The 17,617-nt window shown below is 29.4% G+C and carries 21 protein-coding genes; 7 read left to right on the plus strand and 14 right to left on the minus strand.

The annotated features are described in order from the left end of the window. Position 1 precedes the first annotated feature (1 nt). The 5 genes from L1S49_RS09595 to L1S49_RS09615 all read right to left on the minus strand — a co-directional run bounded on the left by L1S49_RS09595 (position 2) and on the right by L1S49_RS09615 (position 4,830). Positions 2–790: an ABC transporter ATP-binding protein gene (locus tag L1S49_RS09595; protein WP_238903923.1), complete on the minus strand. Its 789-nt coding sequence runs from the start codon at positions 788–790 to the stop codon at positions 2–4. Continuing rightward, positions 768–1,778 carry a branched-chain amino acid ABC transporter permease gene (locus L1S49_RS09600; protein ID WP_238903925.1) on the minus strand — a complete coding sequence of 337 codons (1,011 nt, stop codon included), beginning with the start codon at positions 1,776–1,778 and terminating at the stop codon, positions 768–770. The genes L1S49_RS09595 and L1S49_RS09600 overlap by 23 nt, the downstream gene beginning before the upstream one ends. Positions 1,779–1,791: 13 nt before the next feature. Continuing rightward, on the minus strand, positions 1,792–2,667 hold the full coding sequence (locus L1S49_RS09605) for a branched-chain amino acid ABC transporter permease (protein WP_238903927.1): 876 nt from the start codon (positions 2,665–2,667) through the stop codon (positions 1,792–1,794). Between the two features lie 3 nt (positions 2,668–2,670). After that, positions 2,671–3,690, minus strand: a complete 1,020-nt coding sequence (locus L1S49_RS09610) for a 3-oxoacyl-ACP synthase (RefSeq protein ID WP_238903929.1) — start codon at positions 3,688–3,690, stop codon at positions 2,671–2,673. A 243-nt stretch (positions 3,691–3,933) separates the two neighbouring features. Beyond that, entirely contained in the window at positions 3,934–4,830 is an 897-nt protein-coding gene (locus L1S49_RS09615) for an alpha/beta hydrolase (RefSeq protein ID WP_238903931.1), read from the minus strand. A gap of 716 nt (positions 4,831–5,546) precedes the next feature. Between L1S49_RS09615 and L1S49_RS09620 the strand changes: the two genes are divergently transcribed. Beyond that, on the plus strand, positions 5,547–5,900 hold the full coding sequence (locus L1S49_RS09620) for a family 1 glycosylhydrolase (protein WP_343073975.1): 354 nt from the start codon (positions 5,547–5,549) through the stop codon (positions 5,898–5,900). Between the two features lie 91 nt (positions 5,901–5,991). Here the strand turns inward: L1S49_RS09620 and L1S49_RS09625 are convergent, their stop codons facing one another. After that, the gene (locus L1S49_RS09625; RefSeq protein ID WP_238903933.1) at positions 5,992–6,246 is read right to left on the minus strand and encodes a hypothetical protein; all 255 of its coding nucleotides are present in this window, start codon (positions 6,244–6,246) and stop codon (positions 5,992–5,994) included. Positions 6,247–6,932: 686 nt separating this feature from the next. Between L1S49_RS09625 and L1S49_RS09630 the strand changes: the two genes are divergently transcribed. Then, positions 6,933–7,355: a hypothetical protein gene (locus tag L1S49_RS09630; protein WP_238903935.1), complete on the plus strand. Its 423-nt coding sequence runs from the start codon at positions 6,933–6,935 to the stop codon at positions 7,353–7,355. An 86-nt stretch (positions 7,356–7,441) separates the two neighbouring features. Here the strand turns inward: L1S49_RS09630 and L1S49_RS09635 are convergent, their stop codons facing one another. After that, positions 7,442–7,966: a hypothetical protein gene (locus L1S49_RS09635; RefSeq protein ID WP_238903937.1), complete on the minus strand. Its 525-nt coding sequence runs from the start codon at positions 7,964–7,966 to the stop codon at positions 7,442–7,444. Between the two features lie 188 nt (positions 7,967–8,154). Here L1S49_RS09635 and L1S49_RS09640 point away from each other — a divergent pair, with 188 nt between their 5' ends. Further along, on the plus strand, positions 8,155–8,571 hold the full coding sequence (locus L1S49_RS09640) for a phosphotransferase system cellobiose-specific component IIB (RefSeq protein WP_021801825.1): 417 nt from the start codon (positions 8,155–8,157) through the stop codon (positions 8,569–8,571). 74 nt (positions 8,572–8,645) lie between these two features. Here L1S49_RS09640 and L1S49_RS09645 read toward each other — a convergent pair whose 3' ends face one another. The 4 genes from L1S49_RS09645 to L1S49_RS09660 all read right to left on the minus strand — a co-directional run bounded on the left by L1S49_RS09645 (position 8,646) and on the right by L1S49_RS09660 (position 11,992). After that, on the minus strand, positions 8,646–9,560 hold the full coding sequence (locus L1S49_RS09645) for an AEC family transporter (protein WP_238903939.1): 915 nt from the start codon (positions 9,558–9,560) through the stop codon (positions 8,646–8,648). A gap of 67 nt (positions 9,561–9,627) precedes the next feature. Next, on the minus strand, positions 9,628–10,080 hold the full coding sequence (locus L1S49_RS09650) for a hypothetical protein (protein ID WP_238903941.1): 453 nt from the start codon (positions 10,078–10,080) through the stop codon (positions 9,628–9,630). Between the two features lies 1 nt (position 10,081). Next, positions 10,082–10,936, minus strand: a complete 855-nt coding sequence (locus L1S49_RS09655; RefSeq protein ID WP_238903943.1) for an AraC family transcriptional regulator — start codon at positions 10,934–10,936, stop codon at positions 10,082–10,084. 294 nt (positions 10,937–11,230) lie between these two features. Further along, entirely contained in the window at positions 11,231–11,992 is a 762-nt protein-coding gene (locus L1S49_RS09660; protein ID WP_238903945.1) for a SagB/ThcOx family dehydrogenase, read from the minus strand. 200 nt (positions 11,993–12,192) lie between these two features. Between L1S49_RS09660 and L1S49_RS09665 the strand changes: the two genes are divergently transcribed. Genes L1S49_RS09665 through L1S49_RS09680 form a run of 4 tightly spaced genes read left to right on the plus strand, consistent with a single transcriptional unit; the run spans position 12,193 to position 14,790 of the window. Then, entirely contained in the window at positions 12,193–12,630 is a 438-nt protein-coding gene (locus tag L1S49_RS09665) for a LytTR family DNA-binding domain-containing protein (RefSeq protein ID WP_238903947.1), read from the plus strand. Between the two features lie 13 nt (positions 12,631–12,643). Further along, entirely contained in the window at positions 12,644–13,090 is a 447-nt protein-coding gene (locus L1S49_RS09670; RefSeq protein ID WP_238903949.1) for a DUF3021 family protein, read from the plus strand. After that, positions 13,090–13,974, plus strand: coding sequence for an ABC transporter ATP-binding protein (locus L1S49_RS09675; protein ID WP_238903950.1), 885 nt, complete (start codon positions 13,090–13,092; stop codon positions 13,972–13,974). The genes L1S49_RS09670 and L1S49_RS09675 overlap by 1 nt, the downstream gene beginning before the upstream one ends. Next, a complete protein-coding gene (locus L1S49_RS09680; RefSeq protein ID WP_238903952.1) occupies positions 13,975–14,790 on the plus strand; it encodes an ABC transporter permease subunit in 816 nt (271 codons plus the stop codon). A 47-nt stretch (positions 14,791–14,837) separates the two neighbouring features. Here the strand turns inward: L1S49_RS09680 and L1S49_RS09685 are convergent, their stop codons facing one another. The 3 genes from L1S49_RS09685 to arsB all read right to left on the minus strand — a co-directional run bounded on the left by L1S49_RS09685 (position 14,838) and on the right by arsB (position 17,571). Continuing rightward, a complete protein-coding gene (locus tag L1S49_RS09685) occupies positions 14,838–15,857 on the minus strand; it encodes a pirin family protein (RefSeq protein ID WP_238903954.1) in 1,020 nt (339 codons plus the stop codon). 236 nt (positions 15,858–16,093) lie between these two features. Next, positions 16,094–16,501: an arsenate reductase ArsC gene (locus L1S49_RS09690; protein ID WP_238903956.1), complete on the minus strand. Its 408-nt coding sequence runs from the start codon at positions 16,499–16,501 to the stop codon at positions 16,094–16,096. A gap of 17 nt (positions 16,502–16,518) precedes the next feature. Further along, a complete protein-coding gene (arsB, locus tag L1S49_RS09695) occupies positions 16,519–17,571 on the minus strand; it encodes an ACR3 family arsenite efflux transporter (protein WP_238903958.1) in 1,053 nt (350 codons plus the stop codon). Positions 17,572–17,617 lie beyond the last annotated feature (46 nt).

The raw sequence follows: 17,617 nt of genomic DNA on the forward strand, positions 1-17,617 counted from the left end.
CTTACTCATCCTTTCCTAAATAAGCTTCTTGAACCTCTTTGTTAGTTTGAATTTCTTTAGGTGTGCCTTCTGCAAGTTTTTTCCCAAAAGATATTGCACATATTCGATCACAAATATCCATTACAAGTCTCATATCATGTTCAACTAATAAAATATTGCATTTATATTCATCTCTTATATTTCTAATTAATTTTGCTAGTTCTAAGGTTTCAGTGTCATTAAGACCTGCAGCAGGTTCATCTAAAATTATTAGTTTAGGATTACTCATAAGTGTTCTTCCAAGTTCTATTTTTTTTAATACCCCATATGGCTGACCACCTGCAAGTTCTGCCTTTTTATCTTCTAGTCCCAAAAACTTAAGGATTTTTTCTCCCTTTTCAATATTGTTTTTTTCCTCTTTTTTTGCTTTTCTAGTTCTAAATGCATTTGAAAACGACCCTGATTTATAATCAATATGAGCTCCTATAAGTAAATTTTCTAACAAACTTAAATCCTGGATAAGCTCTACATTTTGAAAGGTTCTAACAAGTCCAAGCTTTATAATATCGTGAGTATTTTTTTCTACTAAATCAACATCTTCATTTTTTAAGCTTTTAAATATTACTTTTCCATGATCAGGTTTATAAAACTGTGTTATACAATTAAATACTGTAGTTTTACCAGCACCATTTGGTCCTATAAGTCCATATATTTCACCTTCATTTATGTGGAAGCTTAAATCCTCAACAGCCTTTAACCCACCAAAAGCTATGGATAAGTTTTCAATCTTAAGCGTCTGCATTAAGCTCATTTACCTTCACCTTCTTTTTATTAATATAGTTTTTAATGTCTTTACCTATATAAACCAGTCCATGTGGATAAAATAGTATTACAATTATTATTAAAACTCCGGTGAATACATAAGCAAGTCCATCTATGCTTCCTATAACAGGTAACTGCTTTAATATTAATTCTGGAACTCCAAACACAATTATTGAACCTACAATTGGACCAGTAATAGTTCTTAAACCACCAATAACTATTACTGCAAGTATTTGTAGAGATAAAAGTAAATTCCATGTAGCTGGATAAGAAAATCTTATAAAATGAACATATAAAACTCCCCCTAAAGATGCATATACTGTTGCAATTGCAAATGCTGTAAGCTTATATTTAAGCAAGTTTATTCCCATAGCTTGAGCTGCTGCTTCACTAACTCTCATGGTCAAAAGTGCTCTGCCTGTTGATGAATGTATAAAATTATCTGTAAGTATCATAACTAAAATCAATATAACAACAATTAATATAAAGCTTGTATCTCTATTAAAGTGGAACCCAAATATTTCTGGATAAGCTGCTTTTTTCCCTGAAAACCCCCCTGTTATATTGTCAAATTCTATAAATATCTTTTTAAATATCTCTGATACTGCTAAAGTTGCTATAGCCAAATACATTCCTGAAATCCTTAATGATACAAGACCTATTACAAGACCTATTATTAGAGGTACAAGTATTGATATTATAAGTGATAATAAAAAAGGTAACTTTAAATCTTGAGTCAAGTATGCAGATAAATAAGCTCCAAGCCCCATAAATCCTGCTGTTCCTAAAGATATAAGCCCTGAATACCCTAAAAGAACATTTAATCCTATTGCTACTATCGCATAAAACAATATTGTTCCAAAAGTAGTTATGGTAGAACTTTTTATAAGACCCATATCCTGCAAAAATGGTAACGACGCTAATATAATCCCTAGCAAAATATATTTAATATATCTATTTTGTAAAATTTTCTTCATATCTTTGTTCCTCCTATACCTTCTTTATTATTTTCTTTCCTATTATTCCATTTGGTCTTATGACTATAAATAGCAAGATTAAAGTAAATAGTATAGGTTCTCCCCAAGTTGATGAAACATAATATATAAGCACATTTCTAAAAAGTCCGATTATATAAGCACCAAGAACAGGTCCATAAAAGGTTTGAAATCCTCCAAGTACACAAGCTATAAGTGCATTAGTTTGTACATTATCCATCATTGATACGTTTACAGTAATAGCTGGTGCAAGCATAAGTGCTGCTAGTGTACCTAAGGCAGCTGCAATTGCCCAAGCTCCCATGGTTACTAAAGATGTTGGAACCCCCATAAGTCTTGCTGTTTGCTCATTAGAAGCTGTAACTCTTACTGCAAGTCCCCATTTTGTATTTTGCAAAAAATAAAATAGTATTGACATTATTATTAATCCAACTGATATGTTCAATAATGCATTGTAAGATATAGATGCTCCCAATATACTTACTGTTCCACTTTCTATAAACTTAGGAAAATTTAATGGAGTTGACCCAAATATCATTGGTGCAATACCAAGAAAAAGCATTATTATTCCAAAGGTTATGATTTGTTTTCCTACTGGGGATGTTTTTTTAGCTTTTCTGATAATAATAATATCTACTAATACCCCAGATGCAAATGCAGCAATCATTCCAACTATAGCTGCTGCCCATGCTGGTAGACCCATATGAATAAGTGCAAATGTTGCAGCAAAGGCATTAAACATTCCTATGGAACCTTGTGCAAAGTTAGTAGTTCTACTTGTTCTAAAGATTATTATTATTCCTAGGGCAGCTAGGGCATAAACACTTCCAGTTTCTAAACTACTAAAGAATATTTGAAAAAATGTATCCATACGTTAACACTCTCCCCATTTAATTACGTTTGCTGACCATACATAACCTATTCCAGCTGCTATCATAAGTACTACTGATCCATCTTTTACCTTTCCTTCTTTTAGCGCAAGTTTTAATGACAGTATCTGATCTACTTGTCCCATGTGACCATAATCAGATAAGTAAATTGATTGGTCTTCTTTCAGTCCCAGTTCTTTTAACATAAAATCGTGCATAGATTTTTTGAAATGCAAAACTGCAAGATAATCTATATCTTCTCTTCTTAAATCTGATTTTTCTAAAGCTTTATCAATACATTCAAACCAATTAGGCATTGAAACTTCATTTAGTCCATCTTTCATGTGTTTAGCATCCATTAACCTAAGTGATTTATATCCTTCCAAAACATTTGATTCATTAAAAGGCTTCTCAATTCCCCCTATTTCAACTCCTGCATCTCTTGCAAAAGTTCCATCGGCTTTTACATGTGAACCAAGTACAATATTTTTACCTGAATTTTTCTTTAATATAATTGCTCCACCACCAGCTGATAGGTTGTACATCATTGACATATTTGAATCTGAATAATCAACAAAATCTCCGTTTCTATATCCTCCAACTATCATGACAGTATTTATTGAATCATCTGCTAATAGCATATCTTTAGCTATCTTTAGAGCTGATACTGTTGTGCAACATCTATTTTGAATATCTATTCCCCATGCGTTTTTTGCACCAATCTTTCCTTGTATGTAAAGAGCTGATGTGGTAAGGGGATATTCTTTCCATTCCTCTCCCATACATAAGATTACATCTATTTCTTCTGGAGATATATTAGCATCTTTTAATGCATCAAAAGCAGCCCTTACTCCCATCTCTTGAGTTCCATCATCTTCTCCTGGTATAGTTTTTTCTACTATTCCTAATTTTTTTATTACAGCTTCTTCACTCCAAATACCATTTGTTGCTTCAGAAATCTCCTTAGCTGTCATCGTACTTTCAGGTATATAAAGCCCCAGTCCTACTATTCCTACACTGTTCATATTAATCCTCCATTCCAATGATATAGAATGTAAGTATTTACTTACAATTCAATTGTAAACATTTTCTTATACAGCTGTCAATATTAGTTTTTGAATTTTCTGATTATTCTTGAAAATGTATTTTTTAGAAAGAAAAATTGATAAACTATTAAATTTTCTTTAACTTTTTTAAAACAAATAGGAGCCTGAATATTAGTTCAAACTCCTACTAAAAATTTTCTTATATTTTTAATTTTCATTCACTTATTTGCTTGGTATAAATTCAATTATTGCATTCACAACTGCTTTCATATTATCAATCATTGGTGAATGTCCTGAATCCTTTAATAAAACTAGTTTTGAATTCTCAATATATTTATTTATATCTTCAGCCATGTATAACGGAACTACATAATCCCTCTCCCCTTGCATTATCAAAACCTCAGCCTTTACAAGGGAGCATTTATTACTACCTTCTTCAACTCCATTACTTTCATTAGTCATATTAAAATGTGCCAAAGCATAATCCACATCAACTAAATTCCTCTGAGTTAGCATGTCCTCTAAGTATTCATTATATTTTTCTTCTTTTGGTCTATTATGTGTATAAATAGCAGCATTCCATACGGTTTTATAGAATTCTTTATTTCTATCCTTTAAAGCATCTAATACTGGCTTAACTTGCACTGGATCTTCTGCAATCTCTTCTTTTGTTTTTAATAATACATTCGTAGCCTGTCCATTAGAATCCTTTTTATATATAGGATACCCTTTAACCCCTACAGACTCTAATAATACTACTTTTTCTATTTTTTCTGGACAATTAGCTGCTAACTCCAAAGCAACCCCACCACCTGTTGACCAACCAATAGCTGAACATGAACTAATTCCTATAAGCTTCAAAAACTCTTCAATGTCTTTTGCGAAATCATTTAGTGAATTAATGGGTGTATTATAACTAGATTCTCCAAATCCTCGCATATCAACTGCAGTTATTTTGTACTTGTCTTTAAGTTCATCTACGAGAATATCCCAGTGTTTTGATGAAGACATGTTACCATGGATAAGCAGTAAATTTTTCTCTCCTGTTCCCTCTTCCCTATATGACAGTGTTTCTCCATTTGATAAAGTTACTTTTTTTAATTCAAGAAAGTTGACCATATTTATCCCTCCTAAAATATGAAAGTAATCGCTTACATTAATATCGTATAACATTTTTATGAAACTTACAAGCTAATAAAATAAAAAAATGTAGTAGATCTATATAAAAAATCTACTACACCTTACTTTCTATTTCAATAATATACTTCACTTAAACATCATTCTTAAAGAATATAATTTGTATTTATCTTTACATTTATGGTACTATATAGAATATATTAACTTGCGTATATTTTATTATTAATCTATACATATAATTTAAAAGGATGTAATAATATGAGTTTTTATAACAAATTCAAATCAAAAGCATTAATTTATATACTTTTTTTATCCATTATTATTTTAGGTATATTAACATCGGTGGTAAAAGTCAATAGCCTATTGCCATCTATAGTGCTATTTATATTGATATTATTAACAGGCATTTTGGATACTTTTACTTTTGTAAAATTTAATTTTAAAACTAATTCTATAAAATCTATTTTTAAGATACTTTTTCTAATTACATTTGTAATATCTACTATTGTTCTAATTTATAAAATATATGATAAATATGATACTATATATTCCAGTATTGCTTATATAGTATCAATATTATTTCTAAATCTAATAAAAGAAAAACAATAAATTACCACAGCTAAATAGCTACGTTTAATTTTCTTGTTTTTAAAAATCCCAGCAAGTCAATTTCTTAGACTTAGCTGGGATTATGGATTATATTAAAATATATCTATTTAAGATATGGCCTACCTATCTTTGTTGTTGAAAATGGAATAGGTGCAAATGAAGAATTAAATGAACATAATACGGTTAATGATGATTATCGTATAGATTATTTAAAGAGACATATCGAAAAAATGAAATTATCTATAAACGAAGGGGTTCAGGTATTAGGTTACCTTATGTGGGGCTCTACTGATATATTAAGTTCTAGCGGTCAGATGAATAAACGTTACGGTTTAATATTTGTTAATCGTGCTGTTGAAGATTTAAGAGATTTAAAAAGATATAAGAAAAAAAGTTTTGCTTGGTTTAAAAAAGTAATAGAATCTAATGGTGAAACACTTTAAACTCTATTAATTAGAAAGGCTCCAAGTTAGTAATAAGTTTTTACTAACTTGGAGCTTGTTTTATATGCTATCGAGAAATCCTAATTAAAATTTAGATGCCCTTTTCTTTTTCACTTGCCTTTTTTAATTGATATAGGAACTGCAAAACAGGATCATTTTTTATCTCGTCTTCTTCTTGAATTGCAGAAATCTTATCACTTAAAGATTTAAAATCAACATATTGAGATAACTCTTCTACGGCTATTTTTAATATATCTTCATAGGTTAATCCTTGATGTTCTCTCTTAATTTCAAACTTCGGAAAATTTAAATCTGGAAAAAGATCTCTTAATGTTAATTTGTCCATATCTTGCACCACCTTTCAAGAAATATCTATACTTAATTATCGATATATTTGAAGGTTTTTTAATGTATAAAGAGATAATTAATAATTTAACTAATGGTTTTAGTTTCTGGAAATAAACCCAATGGTTTCATTTAGCGATGTAATCTTCTCTACTAAGTAAATTATTATATTTCAATATTACTGTAGAAGGCGCTCCTCAATCTTCATTATATTCCTTATTAAATTCTGCCCTGTAGGAGCTTCTTCTCAAGCTCCATTAATTTATTATATTATTGTAAAATGGATTAGATTGACGTTAAGAAGAAGATGATTCTTATGAAACTTTTAAGAAGAAAAGTTTCTACAGGTAAGAAGTGCGCGTCTACCGAATAGCAGTGCACATTATTGCTGTAGGAGATTCCGCAGGAATGCCCCATTAAATTCATTTTGATTAATAATTATGTTTAATAAAAAGTTAAACATATTATTGCTGTAGAGGCTTCTTCCCAAGCCTCATTAGATTCATTTCAATATTATGTTTAATAAAAAGTTAAATTCTTAAAAAGTTAAATTCTTAAAAAGATAAAAAGAAAAACATTTAAACATTTAAAAAGTTAAAAAGAAAAGCATTTAAAAAGTTAAAAAGCTGATTAGAAGTGTTCAAGTTTTCTTTTTATTGAATATTATTTTATTAAGAGGTGATGAATATGGTTAAAAAGGAAAATCTATCAGAAAAAGAAATAGTGGATATTACAAAAGAAGAAAATGTAGAAACTATTGAGTATATTGGTCTTAAAGAAGATGAAGAGATTGATGGTGAAGTTATTAAAGTTCTTATAAGTTCATCATATGAAAATAAAGTTACTAATACTATTGATGATAAAAATTTAGTAAATAAATCAGAAGAGAAAAAAGACTTAATAAAAAGAAAGGGGAAACGTAAAACTCCAGAAGTTGATGGAGAAGGATATGATGTTAGGAGAACTTATCAATTAAGAAAATCTACAGTAAGAATGTTAAATAAACTTATTGGAATGAATCAAAATATAGATATTCACATGAATACTATAGTTGATAATGCTATAAGAGAAGCTTATTTTCGTGCTTTATTGATGGAAAAGAATAGATAGACCAAATTCAAATTTGGTCTATCTACCTATGAACTATTTGCTCATTTAATTTTTATACAAAAAATATTATAATATACCGGATATATTTACTTTACTTCTTTTACACACCAAATGTCTTTATTCTTACCAAGAATAAGCGTATTTTCAGTGGTTTCGATTGGTGAAAAAGAAGTTTGCCAATAAAATTTTATTTTAGCCTCAAACATATCTTCATTTATTTTCTTATAAGATATTAATTCATATTTATTAAGCCATGGGCTTGAGCCCCCAATTATCCAATATCCTTCTTCTGGTTCACCTAATTTTTCAATTAATTCTTTTTTTAATTCCTTACAAGCAACTGCATAATGGTAAACCCCATTTCTTGTACTTTCTCCCTTTGTCCAGATGTCAATAACTTGCTCTGGAGATGTTGCTCCTAATTCATCTAACGCTTGCTTAAAGAAATAAACTTGACCTTTGCTTTGTTGGTGAGTTATAGCAATATAGTCTCCATTCTCTTTTTCACTTAGATTAGCCATTATACTTTTACTATCTGTACCCTCTGTCTTTATGAAATTTAAAGTTAAAAAGATAAAAATAATCATAATAAATCTTAAAATCTTTTTCATAAAACCACCTCTATAACACTTTTATTTAATTTTTAGTTTTTGTAATATAAGTTGTTTTATAAGTGGTAATACTTTACCTACTATTTACATAAATAAATACTAACTTGTCCATATAATTATTGAGTTATTTCGTTTACATTGGTATTATTTACTTATATACTATTTTTACTAAAAATGGAGGGTTTAAAATGTTAAAAATTCTTTTGTGCTGTGGTGGTGGTTTCTCTTCAAGCGCTTTGGTAAGCAGGCTTAAAAAAGAGATAATAGAAAATAATATGGATAATGAATATAGTATTGAATATTCCCCATTTTTATTGGCTAAGGATAAGACTTCTGAGTTTGATGTTATCGTATGTTGTCCTCATTTAATAATGAGCGTTAACAATCTTATAAAGGACTATAATCCAGACATTCCTATATATATTATGCCGCCTAGAATGTATGGACTTATTAAAGCTAAAGAAGTAGTACAAGATGCTAAGGATGTTGTGGATATATACAACAAAACTAAAATTAATCCTGTACATTTTCCAGGAGAAGACAAACCTTTAAAAATCACAAGATCTATTTCCTATAGAAATGCTAATCCTAGTTATACTGGATAATATTTTTAAAGATTATAAAGATAAGCCTCATAGATTATTATAAATTTTTAATAATCTATGAGGCTTATCTACTTTTATGCTAATATAAGACACCAAATAGGTATTGATATTAAGGTCATAATTGTTGAAAATACTACTAATTTTGTAGCAAATATATAATCTCCATCATATTTAGCTGCCATAATTGCTGTAGTACTTCCAGCAGGCATTCCAGATAAAAGTACGGATACTCCTGTAATTATAGGATCAATTCCAGCTAATCTACATCCTAGATAAACTAGTCCAGGTATCACTATAATACGTATAACTGTAAAATATAAAATATCCTTATTTATCATTGTCTTTAAATCTTTAACTTCAGCTATCATGGAGCCTATTAAAAGCATTGTTAAAGGCGTGGTACATCTTCCTATGGAAACTATAGTATTATAAACAAAGGTTGGTGGTCTTAAGCCAGTAATCATAAGGGATATCCCTATATACACTGCTATCATACAAGGATGAAAAACCACTTTTTTAAATGCAGCTTTTTTGTCAGTTTCATCAGTAAACTGTGCTAATCCAGCAGACCACATTACAATTCTTGTAGGAATACAAAAGATTGATGAATACATTAAACCAGTTGCTCCAAAGGTACTTTCTGCAATGGGATTTCCTAAAAATGCAGAATTAGATACTAATGTTCCATATTTTAAGACCTTTCTCTGTCTTATTTCAAATCTATCAAATGCGAATCTACAGATTAAATAGCATAAAACTTGAGCAATTATGCCAATTACCATGATAGTTCCAAAAATCTTAAGTATACCCATATTAAAATCAATATTAAAAGAAGTAATGATACTACATGGTAAAATCAAGTTTAAAACAAGTTCTGTTAAAACCCCTTTTGAATTTTCCGTTAAAACTCCTTTTTTCCGTAATATTATTCCTATAATAACCATTAGAAACATAGTTCCTTGAGTTGTCCACATAACGCTGAAATCCATTTAGCTACTCCCTCTCCTATTAAGTCTAATCTGCTTCAATTAATGGTTATTATATCATATTTTATAGTTAAAATTTTGATTTTTCATAATTATAAGGTATACTTGTTCCAACAACTACATCTTCTATTTTCTCAATTATAAGCCAATCGTCCATATTACCTTGATGATCAAAATCTAGTGGTTCTATTTCCTTTACATCAGTAAATTCAACTAAGCACATACATTTTTTGTGCCAGCGATCTTTCTGCTTTTTAGACAAGTTTAGCTTAGGTTGATTTTTATCTAAAGTCTCATTTATTTCATCTTCTGAAAGTTTAACATAATTTTGAACAGATTTAACCATGGCTTCAGCAGTTATTTTCCCTGTCCCTTTTTTCATAAGGTAGAGCTTCTCTCCCTCAAAAACTCTACTATGAGGTATTTTCCTGCCTGCAGCTGCTCTTATTATCATGCTTTTTGAGCCTTCTAAGATTTTCTCAAGCACCTTTTCCTTATCATCACAATATACTAAATGTACCATATTAAACCACCTTCTTTTCTACTGGAATCCAAACTTCATACTTTGCATTATTAGGATCTGGAGAAATATATACCTCTATATCTGGTGCATCTGCATATTCATATCCTGAGGTTGGCAGCCATTCTGTTACAATCCTTTTCTCTAATTCCTGAATAGACTTATTAGTTCCTTCTCCAGAAAAGATTGCCCAAGTTGAAGCAGGAACAACATATTCCTCAAATGAACTATCAATTTCCTTTTCACTTGTAACTGCTATAAAGTATTTCCAATCCTCTTTTTCATTGCAACAACTTACCCCTAATAGTCCCATTGGAGACCCTTCCATCATAGCTGCAAGTTTTGGTATAGTTCCATCTATTGATAGTTTTCCCCACATCTTAGGTACAGTTTCAAAGTTCTTTTCTATTTCTTTTTCTAAAGGTTCTGAAACTCCTATTATTCTAAAAGCTTCTCTTTTCTCAATCCTATAATCCATACTTGTATCTCCTTTTATTGTTATCATAAAGCTAACAGGTGGAAAAGCTTTTAATAAAACCCCTTCAGTTTTAGCTTGAGATGGGGCTATTCCATGAACGTTTTTAAATGCCCTATTAAAGGCTGTAGGAGAATCATATCCATATTTAACTGCTACATCTATAACCTTTTCATCACCATTTTGTAAATCTACAGCAGCTAAAGACATTCTTCTACGTCTTATATATTCTGATAGTGGTATGTTGGCCATATAAGCAAACATCCTTTGAAAATGATATGTAGAGCAACATGCTATTTTAGAAACTTCCTCATAATCAATCCTATCTCTCATATGCTCTTCCATATAATTAATGGCACTATTTAATCGTTCAATCCATTCCATACTGTTACCTCCTAACAATAAAATACAATATATTCCTTTTAAATACCTCTCTTTTTGTGCACAATAAAGAGAGGTTTATTTAATTATACATTATATTCCATGTAAAATACCATGATATGTTAACTAATGATTAAAGTAAATCCTCTAAAATCCCAGATTTATTTAAATTTTTAAATAAAAAAATTTATATTCTTAAAAATAAATATTCTTAAAAATATAAGAATATAAAAATATATATTCCTATATTCCTAAGAATATATAGTGTTAAAGCGCCTTTGCGCTATTTAAGTTTCATTATTTTCTCTTTTTTCCAACGGCAGCAAGATATATTACAAACTCTTCGTCTCCATCTAATTCTAAAAGTTGATCCATCATTTTTTGATCATATATACCTATAGCGCATGCTCCTGCATTAATAGATTCACTAGCTAAATAAAGATTTTGGCATACATGTCCAATATCTATTAGAATTTTTTTATGCGCTGTAATGTCAAACTTCCATTCAGAACGATATGGGATAGTACTCCATGCAAAAAGAACAGCAGCTTTTTTAGCGAAATTAGGTACAAAGGGCTGCTCTAATGTTATTTTATCAACCTTCTCTTCTATATTATTTAACTCAAACATAAATAAAAGTTTATGCTGATCTGGAAGATATCTATATATTCCATTTTGTATTCCTTCAACTCTCATTATAAATAAATATGTTTCAAATGAATGTGTTGCCCCACTTGCAGGCACTGTTCTTAAAGTAATTCCTGATTTATTAGTGTCAGTAATTCCTTGAGTTGCCAATAATAAATAGGATAATTCCTCAAGAGTTAATGATTCCTCACTATAAAACCTTGTGCTTCTTCTTTCTTTTATACATTTATAGATATTTTTACTTTTAATAGTGTTTTCACTTACCTTTGGGAGATTAATTATGTTAGAAAATGAAGTATAGGGTTTTACAATAGGTGGCTGAGGCAGTCCTTTCATTTTATCAGTTTTTATCTTCTTAAATTCACTAAAATTAGACTTTAAAAAACTTCTTTGCTCTTCATATCTTTTCATGAAAATTCCTCCATTATTATCTTTACTTTATATAATAGCTGATTTAACAAATATTTCAGTAACATACGTTACTATAATCAACTCATTCTTAATCTTTCTAATATTTTTACGTATCTTAGTAGCAAAAAAGTGCAACTTAGTTTTATGAGTATTTACTAATGAGTTATTAAATTATATAGTAAATTTATAGGAGGTGCAAAATGAAAATACTTATTGAAGAGTCTCCTGATAATGAAGATACGGAGTTAATAATTAAGTGCAAGTCAGTAAATGATGAGGTTAAAAGAATAATAGAATTAATAAAACTTTCAGATGAAAAAATCATAGGGTTTTTAAATGGAGAATCCTATGTTGTTGATCCTATTAAAATTCTTTATTTTGAAAGTGTAGATAAAAAAACTTTTATGTATACAGAAGATAAGGTTTATGAAATCTCCTTAAGGTTATATGAGCTTGAGAAAAAAATGAGTAAATATGATTTTTTTAGATCTAGTAAATCAACCATAATAAATATTTCTAGAATAAAAAAACTATCTCATAAATTTAATGGTAAACTTGAAGCCACTTTAGATAATGATGAGAAGTTATTAATTTCAAGGCAATATGTATCGGTTATTAAAGAAATATTAGGCTTCTAAAGGAGGGTTTTATATGGAGAAACAATTTAAAATTATAGTACAATTTAAGTTTACATGGGGGTTAATATTTACTGCAACTACTCTACTTTATTCTATTGTAAGCTTAATTTTAGGAGAAACAACTATTGAAATAAGTTTAATATGGAAGTTTGTAGCTATGACCTTATTATTAACCTTGATACATTTTTTAGTTTATGGAGAATATATCTTTAAATCTCTATCTTCACAAAAGAAAATAATAATTCATTTTACTCTTTGTTATATGATATTATTTGTTTTTTCTTATCTTTTTAATTGGATTCAAGTTATGAACATACAATCATTTGGAATATTTACAATCAGTTATTCATTATTGTATTTAAGCATCTCATCTTCTTTATTTTTTTATTACAAAATTACAGGTGAAAGACTTAACAACAGACTTAAGGAATATAAAGAACGTAAAGGGAGGATAGATTAATGAAGATAATAGATATTAAAAATCTAACTAAAAGCTACGGTAAAAACAGAGGGATAGAAGATATAAACCTAACTGTTAATGAGAAAGAAATATTTGGGTTTATAGGACCAAATGGAGCTGGTAAATCTACCACTATTAAAGTGCTTCTAAACTTCATTTTTCCAACACATGGGGAAGCTAAGATTTTTGGTCTTGATTGTGTAAAAGATTCTGTGAAAATAAAAGAGAATATAGGTTATGTACCTAGTGAAGTTAGATATTATGGAAATATGAAGGTTAGAGACATCATTTCCTATGGTGAATCCTTTCATAATAATATCGATAAGGAATATATACAACAAATGTGCAAGGATTTTAGTATAGAACTTGATAAAAATATATCTGAACTATCTTTAGGAAATAAGAAAAAAGTCGCAATTATACAAGCTATTTTAAATAAACCCAAACTTTTAATCCTGGATGAACCAACTAATGGACTTGATCCATTAATCCAACAAAAACTATTTGAAACTCTCACTAAATTAAAAAATGAAGGCTCAACAATATTTTTCTCAAGCCATAATTTAAGCGAAGTTGAAGAGTTTTGTGATAAAGTTGCCATTATAAAAGAAGGAAAGATTATAGATATCAAGGATATTAGGGAATATTCTAGGAAAAAGATAAAGAAAATAACCATTAAAACTAACGAGATCATTGAAGAAGAGTTAATACCTTTAGGAATAGAAATTTTAGAAAAAAATAACGAAGTTTTAAACTTTTATTATTCTGGTGCTATAAACCCTCTTTTAAGCCTTTTAAGTAAATATAAAATTGAAGATTTAACCATTGAAGAAAAAAATTTATCTGAAACCTTTATGAGTTATTATTATAAGGAGGACAAATAAATGAATGTTTTTAAAGTTGAAGTAAAAAGAGGATTTAAATCCCTGATTATATGGAGCGTAGTTTGTATTCTACTAATTGTTCTATTTATGTCCATGTTCCCTTCTATGAAAGATAGTGGTATGCAGGAGTTAGTAAATACAAAAATGGATGCTCTTCCTGAAGCTCTTTTAGATGCCTTTAATCTAAAAGATGCTCCTGATTTCTCTAAGTTAAATGAATATTTTGCTTACGTTTTTCAATATATTGCAATGGCAGGAGCTATATATGCAGGTATTTTAGGAGCTAAATCACTGATTGAAGAAGAAAGTGAAGGTACTATAGAATTTTTATATGCAAAACCTATTAGTAGAACTAAGATAGTAACCTCAAAAGTTCTATCATCTGTAGTATTATTTTATCTTTTCATTATGCTTATGGCAATTGGGTCAATAATAGTCGCTTTAGTAGTTAAACCTGCTGATATAGAGTTTATTAATGTGGTAATGGATATGAAAAAACTTTATTTAGGACTGTTTTTCGTAGGAATGGTATTTATGTCTATAGGATTTAGTATTTCAGTCTTAATACCTCATTTAAGACTAGCTACGCCAATATCTATTGGTACATTTTTTATAACTTATCTTTTGGGAATTTTCTCTCAAATGATTGATTCCTTAGAGTTTTTAAAATACTTTTCACCTTTTAATTATGCAATACCTTCTGAAATTATTAAAAATGGTTTTGATACTACTAACATACTACTTGGATTAATAATAAGCATTATATGTATCACCCTTACCTATATAATTTATAGAAAAAAAGACTTTAAAATCTAAAATATAAGCTCATAATAGAAAAACTAAATTCTATTATGAGCTTTATCTTATTTATCTTTATACTCAACTGAACCATCTGGATATTTTGCAAATCTTCCCTGCTCTCTTGGATGTACAAAGTCATCTCTTCCCCATGGCCAGCCTCCAAAACCAGTAGTTCTGTAATCAGAAAAAGCTTCAACAATCTCTTCTTGAGAATTCATAACAAATGGTCCATAACTTACTACAGGTTCTCCTATAGGTTCTCCTTCTAGAAGAAGCAAATAGCTTTCTTTATCTCCATTTTTTATTTCTATTACCTCATCTCCAGCAAGCTCTACTCCGCTTTTTACTTTTATAGTTGTTCCATCAATTGTTATGCTATCTCCAGAATAGAAATAAACTGCTCTATTTAATGTAGATGAAACTTCTTCTAAAACAAAAACTGCTTCTGGTTCCATTTTAATAACTGCTATTCTAACATTATTTTTTTCATCACCAGCCCAAGAATTTGGAGATGGATCTAAGCTTTTAGTATCTTTATAAGAACCTGCTACAAGCTTAACAGTGCTTATTTTCCCATTAGTATCTTTACTCTCTATAACAGGCACATCTTCACTCCATAACATCTTATAATGAGGATCAACAAACTTATCTTTTTTAGGTAAGTTTAGCCATATTTGAAATAACTCCAATGGATTATCCTTATCTCTATTAACTAAAGGGAACATCTCAGTATGGTTGCAGCCTTTTCCAGCTGTTAACCACTGTACATCTCCTGCTCCATATCGTCCTGTAGCTCCAGCAGAATCAGCATGATCTACGATTCCTTCCTTTACTATAGTTACTGTCTCAAACCCTCTATGTGGATGTTGTGGAAATCCTGGAATCACATCTCCATGATACATACTCCATCCATCTTTCCCCTGAAAATCACTTCCAATATCTCTACCAGCTAAAGAAGCATTTGGTCCCATCTCGTCATTTCCCTTTGGAAAAGCGTCATTATGATATGCACAAAATAAAAATGGATCTTTAGTTTGCCATTGTGTACCTAGTTTATTTATTTTAATAATTTTATTTTTCATAATTACCTCCTAATTTTAAATCATTTTATAATTAAAGTTTGTGAGAATTCAAAAGATTTTATATAATATATTTTTTCACGTTACTTACTTTTAGTAACAATATAATTAAACCATATTTCTTATATTTAGTCAATAATTATTCTTAATTATAAAGTTTGAAACTAATAATAATAAAAGTACCCTGTAATTTAGCACACTTTTCAGTGTCTATTTTACAGGGTATAGTTTATTTTTTTCTAAACTTCATTATTTAGTATTCTATTTTTTAAATCATAAACTTTTTCTTTAATAGTCTCTGCTGTTTTTATAAACTCTTCATCGGCTTTTCCTGTTGGGTCATCTAATCCCCAATCTTCTGTATGTCTAGCTGGTAAGAAGGGACAAACTACATTACATCCCATTTTTACTACAATATCAACTTCTGGAATATCTGTTAGGAGTTTAGACTTATGTGATTCATTCATATCCACACCATGTAAGCTTTTTATAGTTCTAACTGCATCTTGATTAATTTGATCTTTAAGTTCAGTACCTGCTGAATATGCCTCAAAAACATCAGAAGCGTATAATTTACTAATGGCTTCTGCCATTTGTGATCTACAAGAATTGTGAACGCATATAAATGCAACCTTTGGTTTTGTCATAATGATTACCTCTTTCGTTATTTATTTTCAAATGATTTTCTAGTACTATTAGCAATTTTAACTAATGTTAACATTATAGGAACCTCTGTTAATACACCAACTACTGTAGCTAAAGCTGCTCCAGATTTTAATCCAAATAAAGATATTGCAACGGCAACAGCTAGTTCAAAGAAGTTGCTTGCTCCAATCATTCCAGCTGGAGCTGCTATACTGTGAGGTAATTTCCAAAGCTTTGCCCAACCATAAGCTATTCCAAATATTAAAAAAGTTTGAATTGTTAATGGAATTGCAATTAATAGAATGTGTAACGGATTATTTAAAATAATATCTCCTTGGAAGGAAAATATTATAACTAGTGTTAACAACAAACCTATAATTGTAATATTATTAAACTTTTTTATAAATACATTATTAAAGTAATCAAGACCCTTTTTCTTTATAACAGATGTTCTGGTTATATATCCCGCAGCTAAGGGAATAACCACAAATAGTACAGTTGATAATAGTAACGTACCATATGGAACAGCTACATCACTTACACCTAATAAAAATGCTACTATCGGTGCAAAAGCTACCAAAATTATTAAGTCATTAACTGCTACTTGAACTAAGGTATATCCAGAATCTCCTTTAGTAAGATAACTCCAGACAAACACCATTGCAGTACAAGGAGCTGCCCCTAATAAAACTGCCCCTGCTAGATATTCTGTTGCTAAATCAGCTGGTATGAATGCTTTAAAAACAACTTTTAAGAAAAATGCTGCTATCAAATACATAGTAAATGGTTTTATAAGCCAGTTAGTTACACAAGTTACTATTAGTCCTTTGGGTTTCTTAGTGGCATTTACAATGCTTGAAAAGTCAATTTTTAACATCATTGGATATATCATAATCCATATGAGTATAGCAGTTGAAATTGATACATTATAATACTCAAATTTGTTAAGGGTATTTGGAATCACAGGTAAAAACTGTCCTATCAATATCCCTACAATTATACATAGTGCAACCCATATAGTAAGATATCTTTCGAAGGCACCTAACCCTTTACTTTCGTTTTCCTTTGGCATAATATTAATCCTCCTAAAACTATTGCTACGATTATTACTTTACATA

The sequence above is a fragment of the Clostridium sp. YIM B02506 genome, assembly GCF_022324845.1.
Classification (GTDB): domain Bacteria; phylum Bacillota; class Clostridia; order Clostridiales; family Clostridiaceae; genus Clostridium_T; species Clostridium_T intestinale.

Bases quoted from the DNA above. Each gene is read 5' to 3' on its own strand.
- L1S49_RS09675 (WP_238903950.1), top strand. From the start codon at position 13,090: ATGAAGATAATAGATATTAAAAATCTAACTAAAAGCTACGGTAAAAAC.
- L1S49_RS09670 (WP_238903949.1), top strand. From the start codon at position 12,644: ATGGAGAAACAATTTAAAATTATAGTACAATTTAAGTTTACATGGGGG.
- arsB (WP_238903958.1), bottom strand. From the start codon at position 17,571: ATGCCAAAGGAAAACGAAAGTAAAGGGTTAGGTGCCTTCGAAAGATAT.
- L1S49_RS09615 (WP_238903931.1), bottom strand. From the start codon at position 4,830: ATGGTCAACTTTCTTGAATTAAAAAAAGTAACTTTATCAAATGGAGAA.
- L1S49_RS09635 (WP_238903937.1), bottom strand. From the start codon at position 7,966: ATGAAAAAGATTTTAAGATTTATTATGATTATTTTTATCTTTTTAACT.
- L1S49_RS09655 (WP_238903943.1), bottom strand. From the start codon at position 10,936: ATGGAATGGATTGAACGATTAAATAGTGCCATTAATTATATGGAAGAG.
- L1S49_RS09610 (WP_238903929.1), bottom strand. From the start codon at position 3,690: ATGAACAGTGTAGGAATAGTAGGACTGGGGCTTTATATACCTGAAAGT.
- L1S49_RS09600 (WP_238903925.1), bottom strand. From the start codon at position 1,778: ATGAAGAAAATTTTACAAAATAGATATATTAAATATATTTTGCTAGGG.
- L1S49_RS09690 (WP_238903956.1), bottom strand. From the start codon at position 16,501: ATGACAAAACCAAAGGTTGCATTTATATGCGTTCACAATTCTTGTAGA.
- L1S49_RS09625 (WP_238903933.1), bottom strand. From the start codon at position 6,246: ATGGACAAATTAACATTAAGAGATCTTTTTCCAGATTTAAATTTTCCG.
- L1S49_RS09660 (WP_238903945.1), bottom strand. From the start codon at position 11,992: ATGAAAAGATATGAAGAGCAAAGAAGTTTTTTAAAGTCTAATTTTAGT.
- L1S49_RS09640 (WP_021801825.1), top strand. From the start codon at position 8,155: ATGTTAAAAATTCTTTTGTGCTGTGGTGGTGGTTTCTCTTCAAGCGCT.
- L1S49_RS09650 (WP_238903941.1), bottom strand. From the start codon at position 10,080: ATGGTACATTTAGTATATTGTGATGATAAGGAAAAGGTGCTTGAGAAA.
- L1S49_RS09680 (WP_238903952.1), top strand. From the start codon at position 13,975: ATGAATGTTTTTAAAGTTGAAGTAAAAAGAGGATTTAAATCCCTGATT.
- L1S49_RS09605 (WP_238903927.1), bottom strand. From the start codon at position 2,667: ATGGATACATTTTTTCAAATATTCTTTAGTAGTTTAGAAACTGGAAGT.
- L1S49_RS09595 (WP_238903923.1), bottom strand. From the start codon at position 790: ATGAGCTTAATGCAGACGCTTAAGATTGAAAACTTATCCATAGCTTTT.
- L1S49_RS09630 (WP_238903935.1), top strand. From the start codon at position 6,933: ATGGTTAAAAAGGAAAATCTATCAGAAAAAGAAATAGTGGATATTACA.
- L1S49_RS09645 (WP_238903939.1), bottom strand. From the start codon at position 9,560: ATGGATTTCAGCGTTATGTGGACAACTCAAGGAACTATGTTTCTAATG.
- L1S49_RS09685 (WP_238903954.1), bottom strand. From the start codon at position 15,857: ATGAAAAATAAAATTATTAAAATAAATAAACTAGGTACACAATGGCAA.
- L1S49_RS09665 (WP_238903947.1), top strand. From the start codon at position 12,193: ATGAAAATACTTATTGAAGAGTCTCCTGATAATGAAGATACGGAGTTA.